Source organism: Klebsiella sp. GW_Kp181, from assembly GCF_040062315.1.
Lineage (GTDB): Bacteria > Pseudomonadota > Gammaproteobacteria > Enterobacterales > Enterobacteriaceae > Klebsiella > Klebsiella oxytoca.
The window spans coordinates 46,849-57,340 of record NZ_JBEAFR010000052.1 but is presented as its reverse complement, the minus strand read 5'-3'; the positions used below and the strand labels follow the sequence as shown (position 1 = coordinate 57,340).

The following is a 10,492-nucleotide window of genomic DNA, read 5'->3' as shown; positions in this document are numbered from 1 at the left end:
ATGGCTTGCATAACGGGAGGTGTCCATATACGGCTAAGCGCAGCGCGAGCCGGGAGAAAAACGCAAAGCCACCTCCAGGCGGATAAGGCGCTAGCCGTCATCCGGCACAATACCTGATTAGCCATGCACCCACGCCGGCAGCCAGTCGCCGTGGCTGTCGATCAGATCGTCCACCAGCGCATAGATCTCCTCAATGCCCAGCACCGCCGCCGTATGCGGGTCCATCATCGTCGCATAGTAGATATAGTCGCGATTTTCCGTGAGTATCGCCTCAGTCAGCAGGGTCTGAACGTTGATATTGGTTTGCATCATTGCCGCCAGATGGGCAGGCAGCTTGCCCGCTTTGGTCGGTTGAATGCCGTTAGCGTCCACCAGACAGGCCACCTCCACGCAGCAGCCCTGCGGCAGGTTATCGATAAGATTATCGTTACGCACGTTGCCGTAGATCACGCTCGGCTCGCCTGTCCAGATGGCGTTCATAATGGTGCTGGCGTACTCGCGCGAGGGTTTGACCTCAATGCGCTCGCTGGTTTTATACCGCTCCAGCTCTTTGTGCCAGTTCGCCACCTGCTCTACGCAGCGTTTCGGATACTCATCCAGCGGCACCTGATAGCGCGCAATCAGATCCTCACGCCCCGGCTTGATAAACCAGGGAGTGTATTCCGCGAAGTGCTCGGACGACTCCGTGACAAAATAGCCCAACTTTTTAAACATCTCATAGCGGACGATGTTCTGGCAGCGCGAATCCTCGCGATGCTTCGGCGCGCGTCCTTCGGCAAATGCCTGCAGCATCTCCGGGTAAATACTGACATAACTGCCGTCGCTGAGCTTTTTCTCCAGCGACAGGTAAAAGGCCATATGATTGATACCGGCGCAGCGGTAGCGTAAATCCGCCGGGTCGAGATCCAGATCGTGGGCCAGCTCCTCCGCCGTCCCCTGCACCGAATGACACAGTCCGACCTGCTTAATATGCGGATAGCGGGCGTACATTGCCCAGGTATTCATCGCCATCGGATTGACGTAGTTAAGCATAGTGGCGTTCGGGCAAACTTCGGTCATATCGTCGCAGATGCGCCACAAGTGCGGAATGGTGCGCAGCGCGCGCATAATTCCGCCCGGGCCAAGCGTATCGGCAATAGTTTGCTCCACGCCATGCAGCTTACAGACTTCAAAATCGGTGACCGTACAGGGCTGATAGCCGCCAATCTGGAAGGCCACCACCACAAAATCCGCGTCCTGCAGCGCCGCTTTCTGGTCGCGATGGCAGCTGATTTCCCCCTCCGCGCCCAGAGAATCCATCAGTTTGCGCACCACAATATGCGACTCCTCCAGACGAGTCGCATCGATATCCATCAGGGCGATATGCGCGGACTTTAGCGCCGGGCGCTGAAACACATCGCCGAGTATATTTTTGACGAATACCGTCGAACCGGCGCCGATAAAGGTAATTTTGGGGGCAGACATAGGGTGCTCTCCGTAGGGTTAGTGAACGTTAACAGAGTGGCATGCCGGACTACCGGCGGGCTGCCCTCTTCCCGCCGGAGCATTCCCGAAAACTCAGATCGGCTACCGGCAAGCATGAAAACTGATTTTTCGGGAATAAATGGGCGAAAAAGAAGAGAAAACGGGCCTTTAATTCGACTAAGATAAGCGCTGACTGGCGTCAAAAATCGGCAAGAATGATGATTCAGGAATCCACATCATGATCGATAAACCCCGCGCAGCGCATCCCGCCGACGCGTATATGAGCAGCAGCGACGATCGACTGCCCCGCAGCCCGCTGGCGCTCTACTCTGAATACCAGCGGATGGATATCGAGCTGCGTACTCCTTATGCCATGACCGCCAGCCACTGGCACGGTCAGGTGGAGGTGAACGTCCCCTTCGACGGCGATGTCGAGTATCTGATCAACGATGAAGCGGTACGTATCGAGCAGGGCTATATCACCCTGTTCTGGGCATGTACGCCCCATCGCCTTACCCGACCAGGGGCCTGCAGGCAGATGGCTATCTTCAACCTGCCGATGCATCTGTTTTTATCCTGGCCGCTGGATCGGGAGCTTATTAACCACGTCACCCACGGTATGGTGGTGAAATCGCTGGCTGCCCAGCAGCTCAGCGTATTTGAAGTCCAGCGCTGGCAGCAGGAGCTGAACAGCGATAATGAGCAAATCCGCCAGTTAGCGATCGATGAAATCGCTCTGATGCTCAAGCGCCTGAGCCTCTCCGGCTGGCAGCCGATTCTGGTGAACAAGACTTCACGCACGCACAAGAACAGCGTTTCGCGCCACGCCCAGTTTTACGTCAGCCAGATGCTGGAATATATTGCCATCCACTACGATCGGGCGCTCACCGTCAACGATGTCGCCGAGCATGTGAAGCTGAATGCCAACTACGCGATGGGGATTTTTCAGCGGGTGATGCAGCAAACCATGAAGCAGTACATTACCGCGATGCGCATTAATCACGTTCGGGCGCTGCTCAGCGACACCGATAAGACCATCCTCGATATCGCTCTGACCGCCGGTTTCGGCTCCAGCAGCCGCTTTTACAGCACTTTTAATAAATATGTCGGCATGCCGCCGCAGCAGTATCGCAGGCTGAGCCAGCAGCGTCGCTATAATCTGGCGCCCGCCGGGGCATAAAAAAATGCCGCCGGGGAAGCCCACGGCGGCATTGATTAACAGCAAAACGGTTTAGTCGTTGATGCGCGGATGCTGCTGCACCAGACGAGAACGTTTTTCCTGCAGATCGGCGATCTCCTGATCGATATCTTCGATTTTATGCTCGATGTTATCGTAGTGCTCGCCGAGAATTTCTTTCGCTTCCTGAATATCCGAAGCCGCTGGCGTCGCCCCTTTCAGCGGACGATTGGCGGTCTCTTTCATCGACAGGCCGGTAATCAGACCGATAACCGCAATTACCATCAGATAGTAAGCCGGCATCATCAGGTTCTGCGTGCTTTCTACCAGCCACGCCGCCAGGGTTGGCGTCAGACCGGCAATCAGCACCGAGATGTTGAAGGCGCTGGCCAGGGCGCTAAAACGAATGTGGGTCGGGAACATCGCCGGCAGCGACGAAGCCATCACCCCGATAAAGCAGTTCAGCACAACCGCCAGCACCAGCAGACCGGCGAAAATCAGGCCGAGAACGTTACTGTTAATCATGATGAATGCCGGAATCGACAGCGCGAACAGCGCCACGCTACCAATCAGAATGAACGGGCGACGGCCAAAACGGTCGCTGAGCATACCGATAACCGGCTGAACGAACAGCATCCCGACCATGATGGCGATGATGATCAGCACCCCGTGGTCTTCTGAATAGTGCAGGTTATGCGACAGGTAGCTCGGCATGTAGGTCAGCAGCATGTAGTAGGTCACGTTGGTGGAAATCACCAGACCGATACAGGTCAGCAGGCTACGCCAGTGTTTAGTGGCAATCTCTTTAAAGGAGACTTTCGGCCCGTCCTGCAGGCCCTCGCGGTCGCCCTGCTCCATTTTATCAACGTGCTGCTGGAACGCCGGCGTCTCTTCCAGCGCATGGCGCAGATAAAGACCAATAATGCCTAACGGCAGCGCGAGGAAGAACGGAATACGCCAGCCCCAGTCGAGGAAGTTCTCTTCGCCTACCATGCTGGAAATGAGTACCACCACGCCCGCGCCCATCACGAAGCCCGCTATCGAACCGAAGTCCAGCCAGCTGCCCATAAAGCCGCGTTTACGGTCAGGCGAGTATTCCGCCACAAAGATCGATGCCCCGGTATATTCTCCGCCCACCGAGAATCCCTGCGCCATTTTACACAGCAGCAGCAGAATCGGCGCCCAGATACCAATGGTGGCATACGACGGAATAAGACCGATACAGAATGTACTTATCGACATAATGACGATGGTTATCGCCAGAATTTTTTGTCGACCATATTTATCGCCCAGCATCCCGAAGAACAGGCCGCCTAATGGACGAATTAAGAAGGGAACCGAGAAAGTACCGAGCGCGGCAATCATCTGCACGCTGGGGTTGGCATCGGGGAAAAAGACCTTACCAAGAGCATACGCAACAAAACCATATACCCCAAAATCGAACCACTCCATCGCGTTACCCAGCGACGCTGCGGTAATCGCTTTCTTCAGTTTGCTATCATCAATGATGGTCACATCCCGAAGCGTGATGGGTTTTACTTTTTTCCTTTTAAGCATAATTATCCTCTTTTGCTCTCGCCTTGAGCGCACGAATCTCCGCCGAATGACAAGGTCATTCGCGTCATGCGTTGGGAGCGGCGAATTGCTGTGCTCCACATTTCAAGCGTAGCAGGTTTGCCTGCACTGTCTGCTGACAGTCCGTACAACCGAACCTGTTGACGCCTGCTCTGGCCATAATGAATATGCGGGGCCGCTAATAAGTGTAGTGAATTTGCGTTCTCGCCTTTTTACCCTAACAGCGTTTAAATTTGGGATCAACTTCACAAAAATTCACCTACCCTTAAACAGAGTCGGCGAAAACCAATAAGTTCAATGAATATTGGAACTTAGCGATACATTTCCGGAAATATCTGGCGGTTTTTATGGAAATAACCCCGTCGTTCTTCACGGGGTATATTCATTTTCTTCCCTGCAGTAGCTCATAAAAAAGGCCCGACAAAAGTGCGGGATTGCGCTATAATCACTTACACTTTCGGCTATCAGCCGCCATTTAATGGACCAACGTCCTGTTTTACCCAGTAATCGCGAGGAACGTCATGCAACTGCCACACTGCCCGAAATGCCATTCTGAATACACTTATGAAGATGGCGGCATGTTTATCTGCCCGGAATGCGCCCATGAATGGAACAATGCCGAGCCTGCGGATGATAACGACGCGCTGGTGGTCAAAGATGCCAACGGTAATTTACTCACCGACGGCGACAGCGTCACCGTCGTAAAAGATCTTAAGGTTAAAGGCAGTTCTTCAATGCTAAAAATCGGTACTAAAGTGAAGAATATCCGCCTGGTTGAAGGCGATCATAATATTGACTGCAAAATTGATGGTTTTGGCCCGATGAAGCTAAAATCCGAATTTGTTAAAAAGAACTGATTTTATTCCCCCGGCGCCTGTCGTCGGGGGGAAATATATTTTCCCGTGCCGTTATGCGAATTGTCCGATCGTCTTCCGCCTCTTCTTGCGTCTTCCCTCGCTGCCGCCTGGCTTAATTTTGCAATCCTCTTCTACGCTTAATGGAATATTCGTTACCTGAGGTAATGCTTATGCCCCTGAGTCCCTATATCGCTTTTAGCGGCAACTGCTCGGCCGCCATCGCGTTCTACCAGCAGGCGCTGGGCGCTGAACTGCTCCATAAAATTACCTGGGGCGAAATGCCGCAGGATATTCATGACGCCGAGGATGGCTGCCCCTCCGGCCAGCATCTGGCCGCCGACGGCATCGCCCACGCCAGTCTGCGCATCGCCGACAGCATCCTGATGCTCAGCGACAGCCCCTCCAGTAAAATGGAGCGCTACGCCGGGTTTACTATCGTGCTTGATCCGCAAGATGTTATCGAGGGTAAACGCTGGTTTGACGGCCTCGCCGATGGCGGGCAGATAGAGATGGTCTGGCAGGAGACATTCTGGGCGCACGGCTTCGGTAAAGTGATCGACCGCTTTGGCGTCCCGTGGATGGTCAACGTGTTGAAAGAACCTTAACGCTGACCTTTTCCCCTCACCCTCTCCCCGAAAGGGAAAGAGAACCCGGCGGTGCAGTTTGTTACCCCTGCGCCGCTCTGCAGCCCCACGCACAGCTGACTCCGCCCCCGGTTTCCCCCTCTTCCCTTCAGGAGAGGGCATCTGTGCGTTCATCCCCGCTTACCTGTCATCCCTTCTGCGTTAACTCTTCATCCCCCGGTCATCAGGAGTTAACCGAAACGTAACAAAAAACCGTCAGGATTGGCTCACGCTCAGAGGAAAACTCCTTCTTGTCCTTAGTGAGGCTTGATTGCCATGTACTTATCCAGACATCCGACCAGTTACCCCACGCGATATCAGGAAATTGCCGCCAAACTGGAGCAAGAGCTTTGCCATCATTACCGCTGCGGCGACTATCTGCCCGCCGAGCAGCAGCTGGCGTCCCGCTTTGAGGTTAACCGCCATACCCTGCGCCGGGCCATCGATCAGCTTGTCGAGCGCGGCTGGGTCCAGCGCCGTCAGGGTGTCGGCGTGCTGGTACTGATGCGCCCGATAGATTACCCGCTCAACGCCCAGGCGCGCTTTAGCCAGAATCTTCTCGAACAGGGCAGCCACCCGACCAGCGAAAAGCTGCTGTCGGTGCTGCGTCCGGCCAGTAGCCACGTTGCCGATGCGTTTGCCATCAGTGAAGGCGATAACGTCATTCACCTGCGCACCCTGCGCCGCGTGAACGGTGTCGCCCTGTGCCTGATAGACCACTACTTTGCCGACCTGCAGCTATGGCCGGTTCTGCAAACCTTTACCCACGGCTCGCTCCATGATCTGTTGCGCAATCGTCTTGATATCGAACTGACCCGCGTACGCACCAAAATCAGCGCCCGCCGCGCGCAGGCCAAAGAGAGCCGCATTCTCGGCATTCCCAATATGGCGCCGCTGCTGTGCGTGCGCACCCTGAATCATCGCCAGGGCGAGCAGAGCGCGACGGAGTACTCCGTCAGCCTGACCCGCGCCGACATGATTGAATTCACCATGGAGCACTGAATGCACTTTGATACCGCTACCCGCCAGCGCTGGATGTCCGTGCTGGCCCACAGTGACCCACAAGAACTGGCGGCGCGGATGCAAACGCTGCAGCTCGCGCCGCAGTATGAACTGATTCGCGCCCCGGAAACCGGGCTGGTCCAGCTGCAGGCGCGCATGGGCGGCATCGGCGATCGATTTTTCGCCGGAGACGCCACCTTAACCCGCGCCGCTATCCGCCTGGCCGACGGCACGCTCGGCTATAGCTGGATTTTAGGCCGCGATCGTCCGCACGCTGAACGTTGCGCGGCCATCGATGCCCTGATGCAGTCGCCACACCATTTTCATACCCTGATGGAAACCCTGATAACCCCGCTGGAAGAACAACGTAGCGCGCGCATTGAAGCCCGACGCGCCGAAGTCAACGCCAGCCGGGTCGACTTCTTTACTCTGGTTCGCGGAGATAACGCATGACCTTACAACCCGCTTTTACCCTGGCTGTGCAGGATGCCCAGCACAGTTTCCGCCGCCTGCTGAAAGCGATGAGCGAGCCGGGCGTGATTGTCTCCCTGCAGCAGCTTCAGCACGGCTGGCAGCCGCTGAACGTCGCCACCACCAGCCTGCTGCTGACGCTGGTGGATCACGAGACGCCGGTCTGGCTCGCTCCGACGCTGGATAACGATCTGGTCGGCCAGAATTTACGCTTTCATACCGGCGCGCCGCTGGTTGAGCAGCCGCAGCAGGCAACCTTCGCCGTCGCCAGTGACAGCATCAGCGCCGAACAGCTCAACGTGCTCTCCGCCGGTACCGTCGTCGCCCCGGAGACCGGCGTTACGCTGATTGTTCAGCTCGCCAGCCTCAGCGGCGGCCGGATGCTGCGCCTGACCGGCGCCGGGATCGCCGAGGAGCGGATGATCGCCCCGCAGCTGCCGGAATGTATTATTGCAGAGTTAACCGAGCGCCCGCATCCGTTCCCGCTGGGTATCGATCTGATTCTCACCTGCGGCGAACGCCTGCTGGCGATTCCGCGCACCACTCACGTCGAGGTCTGCTAATGTACGTAGCCGTCAAAGGCGGCGAGAAGGCGATCGTCGCCGCTCACGCCCTACAGGAACAGCAACGCCGAGGCGATGGACGGCTTCCTGAAATCAGCGTTGACCAGATTAGCCAACAGCTCAATCTGGCGGTGGATCGGGTCATGACCGAAGGCGGTATCGCCGACCGGGAGCTGGCGGCGCTGGCGCTGAAGCAGGCCAGCGGCGATAGCGTCGAAGCGATTTTTCTGCTGCGCGCTTACCGCACCACGCTGCAAAGACTGGCGGTCAGCGAGCCTGTCGACACCGCCGCTATGCGCCTTGAGCGCCGGATCTCGGCGGTCTATAAAGATATCCCCGGCGGCCAGATGCTCGGCCCGACCTACGATTACACCCACCGTCTGCTCGATTTTACCCTACTGGCCAACGGCGAAACGCCGCCGCTGGCGACCGATAGCGCGCCGCAGGAAGCCACGCCGCACGTTTTTAATCTGCTCGTCCAGCAGGGACTGGCGAAGGCGGAGCAGGATACTGACGCGCAGCCCGACGACATCACCCGCCATCCGCCGGTTTATCCCTGTTCGCGCTCGTCGCGCCTGCAGCAGCTGGTGCGCGGCGACGAGGGCTACCTGCTGGCGCTGGCCTACTCCACCCAGCGCGGCTACGGGCGCAACCATCCGTTTGCCGGGGAAATTCGCAGCGGCTACGTCGCGGTGGAGATCGTCCCGGAAGAGCTGGGCTTCACCGTCACTATTGGCGAACTGTTGATGACCGAATGCGAAATGGTCAACGGCTTTGTCGACCCTCAGGATGAACCGCCGCACTTCACCCGCGGCTACGGCCTGACGTTTGGCATGAGCGAGCGCAAAGCGATGGCGATGGCGCTGGTTGACCGCGCGCTCCAGGCGCCGGAGTACGGCGAAGAGGCGGCGGGTCCGGCCCAGGACGAAGAGTTTGTGCTGGCTCATGCTGATAACGTCGAGGCGGCCGGTTTCGTTTCGCACTTAAAACTCCCCCACTATGTCGATTTCCAGGCCGAACTGGCGCTACTTAAACGCCTGCAACGGGAGAATCAACGTGGCTAACGCACTGACCGGCTACAACTTTGCCTACCTCGACGAGCAAACCAAACGCATGATCCGCCGCGCCATCCTGAAAGCGGTGGCCATCCCCGGCTACCAGGTACCCTTCGGCGGTCGCGAGATGCCGATGCCCTACGGCTGGGGAACCGGCGGTATTCAGCTTACTGCCAGCATTATCGGCGAAAATGATGTGCTGAAGGTGATCGATCAGGGCGCCGACGACACCACCAACGCGGTATCGATTCGTCAGTTTTTCAAACGCGTAACCGGCGTCGCGACCACCGAACGTACCGAGGACGCCACGCTGATCCAGACCCGCCACCGGATCCCGGAAACGCCGCTGACCGAAGATCAGATCCTCATCTTCCAGGTGCCGATCCCGGAACCGCTGCGCTTTATCGAGCCGCGCGAAACCGAAACCCGCACCATGCATGCGCTGGAGGAGTACGGCGTAATGCAGGTGAAGCTGTACGAAGATATCGCCCGCTTCGGCCATATCGCCACCACCTACGCCTACCCGGTGAAGGTCAACGGCCGCTACGTCATGGACCCATCGCCGATTCCGAAATTTGATAATCCGAAGATGCATATGATGCCTGCGCTACAGCTGTTCGGCGCCGGGCGCGAAAAACGCATCTATGCGGTGCCGCCTTATACCCCGGTGGAGAGCCTCGATTTCGACGATCATCCGTTTACCGTTCAGGAGTGGGATGAACCCTGTGCTATCTGCGGCTCACGCCACAGCTATCTTGATGAAGTGGTGCTCGACGACAGCGGCAAGCGGATGTTTGTCTGCTCCGATACCGACTATTGCCGCCAACAGTGCGAGGAGCAGAAAAAATGAGCTATCCGTTACTGGCGGTGAATAACCTGACCCACCTCTATGCGCCGGGTAAAGGCTTCAGCGACGTATCGTTCGAGCTGTGGCCGGGAGAAGTGCTGGGTATCGTTGGCGAGTCCGGCTCCGGTAAAACCACCCTTCTAAAGGCGATTTCCGCCCGCCTGAGGCCGCAGCAGGGTGAAGTGCGGTACCAGAATCGTTCTCTGTACGCGATGAGCGAAGCGGATCGCCGCCGCCTGCTGCGCACCGAGTGGGGCGTGGTGCATCAGCATCCGATGGACGGGCTGCGTCGCCAGGTGTCGGCCGGCGGCAATATCGGCGAGCGCCTGATGGCGGTCGGCGCCCGTCACTACGGCCACATTCGCACCACCGCCGGGCAGTGGTTACAGGAGGTGGAGATCCCGCCTTCGCGCATTGACGACCTGCCCACCACCTTTTCCGGCGGCATGCAGCAGCGTCTGCAAATCGCCCGCAATCTGGTGACGCAGCCGAAGCTGGTGTTTATGGATGAACCTACCGGCGGGCTGGACGTGTCGGTGCAGGCGCGCCTGCTCGATCTGCTGCGCGGCCTGGTCGTGGAGCTCAATCTGGCGGTAGTCATTGTGACCCACGACCTCGGCGTTGCCCGCCTGCTGGCTAACCGTCTGCTGGTGATGAAACAGGGGCAGGTGGTGGAAAGCGGCTTAACCGACCGGGTGCTCGACGATCCCCATCATCCTTACACCCAGCTGCTGGTGTCGTCGGTATTGCAGAACTGAGCGTATGTCCACTCCCGGCGGCGCTGCGCTGACCGTGCTACGGGTGACGGACCGTCTGCGAGCCGGTAGCACGGACAGGCGCAACGCGCCGTCTCCGGCG

At 57.7% G+C, this 10,492-nt stretch carries 11 protein-coding genes; 9 read left to right on the top strand and 2 right to left on the bottom strand.

Features of this window, described 5'->3' with window-relative positions:
- Nucleotides 1–117: 117 nt before the first annotated feature.
- A complete protein-coding gene (locus ABLV11_RS11145; protein ID WP_004109389.1) occupies nt 118–1,464 on the bottom strand; it encodes an alpha-glucosidase/alpha-galactosidase in 1,347 nt (448 codons plus the stop codon).
- Between the two features lie 238 nt (nt 1,465–1,702).
- Here ABLV11_RS11145 and melR point away from each other — a divergent pair, with 238 nt between their 5' ends.
- The gene (gene melR, locus ABLV11_RS11140; protein WP_224330408.1) at nt 1,703–2,644 is read left to right on the top strand and encodes a transcriptional regulator MelR; all 942 of its coding nucleotides are present in this window, start codon (nt 1,703–1,705) and stop codon (nt 2,642–2,644) included.
- A gap of 51 nt (nt 2,645–2,695) precedes the next feature.
- Here melR and proP read toward each other — a convergent pair whose 3' ends face one another.
- Nucleotides 2,696–4,198 (bottom strand): glycine betaine/L-proline transporter ProP, encoded by a 1,503-nt coding sequence (proP, locus tag ABLV11_RS11135; RefSeq protein ID WP_004109391.1) that lies wholly within the window; start codon nt 4,196–4,198, stop codon nt 2,696–2,698.
- Nucleotides 4,199–4,737: 539 nt separating this feature from the next.
- Between proP and ABLV11_RS11130 the strand changes: the two genes are divergently transcribed.
- The 8 genes from ABLV11_RS11130 to phnK all read left to right on the top strand — a co-directional run bounded on the left by ABLV11_RS11130 (nt 4,738) and on the right by phnK (nt 10,392).
- The gene (locus ABLV11_RS11130) at nt 4,738–5,073 is read left to right on the top strand and encodes a zinc ribbon domain-containing protein YjdM (protein WP_004109392.1); all 336 of its coding nucleotides are present in this window, start codon (nt 4,738–4,740) and stop codon (nt 5,071–5,073) included.
- A 170-nt stretch (nt 5,074–5,243) separates the two neighbouring features.
- Nucleotides 5,244–5,678, top strand: a complete 435-nt coding sequence (gene yjdN, locus ABLV11_RS11125) for a VOC family metalloprotein YjdN (RefSeq protein ID WP_126488199.1) — start codon at nt 5,244–5,246, stop codon at nt 5,676–5,678.
- A gap of 294 nt (nt 5,679–5,972) precedes the next feature.
- Complete coding sequence (gene phnF / locus ABLV11_RS11120) at nt 5,973–6,698, top strand: phosphonate metabolism transcriptional regulator PhnF (RefSeq protein ID WP_004117305.1); 726 nt, start codon at nt 5,973–5,975, stop codon at nt 6,696–6,698.
- Entirely contained in the window at nt 6,699–7,151 is a 453-nt protein-coding gene (gene phnG, locus ABLV11_RS11115; protein WP_004109395.1) for a phosphonate C-P lyase system protein PhnG, read from the top strand. It abuts the gene before it with no gap.
- The gene (gene phnH / locus ABLV11_RS11110; protein WP_126488197.1) at nt 7,148–7,732 is read left to right on the top strand and encodes a phosphonate C-P lyase system protein PhnH; all 585 of its coding nucleotides are present in this window, start codon (nt 7,148–7,150) and stop codon (nt 7,730–7,732) included. The genes phnG and phnH overlap by 4 nt, the downstream gene beginning before the upstream one ends.
- Nucleotides 7,732–8,796, top strand: coding sequence for a carbon-phosphorus lyase complex subunit PhnI (locus ABLV11_RS11105; RefSeq protein ID WP_004109397.1), 1,065 nt, complete (start codon nt 7,732–7,734; stop codon nt 8,794–8,796). The genes phnH and ABLV11_RS11105 overlap by 1 nt, the downstream gene beginning before the upstream one ends.
- Nucleotides 8,789–9,637 carry an alpha-D-ribose 1-methylphosphonate 5-phosphate C-P-lyase PhnJ gene (locus tag ABLV11_RS11100; RefSeq protein WP_004109398.1) on the top strand — a complete coding sequence of 283 codons (849 nt, stop codon included), beginning with the start codon at nt 8,789–8,791 and terminating at the stop codon, nt 9,635–9,637. Before ABLV11_RS11105 ends, ABLV11_RS11100 begins: the two co-directional genes overlap by 8 nt.
- The gene (gene phnK, locus ABLV11_RS11095) at nt 9,634–10,392 is read left to right on the top strand and encodes a phosphonate C-P lyase system protein PhnK (protein WP_126488195.1); all 759 of its coding nucleotides are present in this window, start codon (nt 9,634–9,636) and stop codon (nt 10,390–10,392) included. Before ABLV11_RS11100 ends, phnK begins: the two co-directional genes overlap by 4 nt.
- The last annotated feature ends 100 nt before the right edge of the window (nt 10,393–10,492 follow it).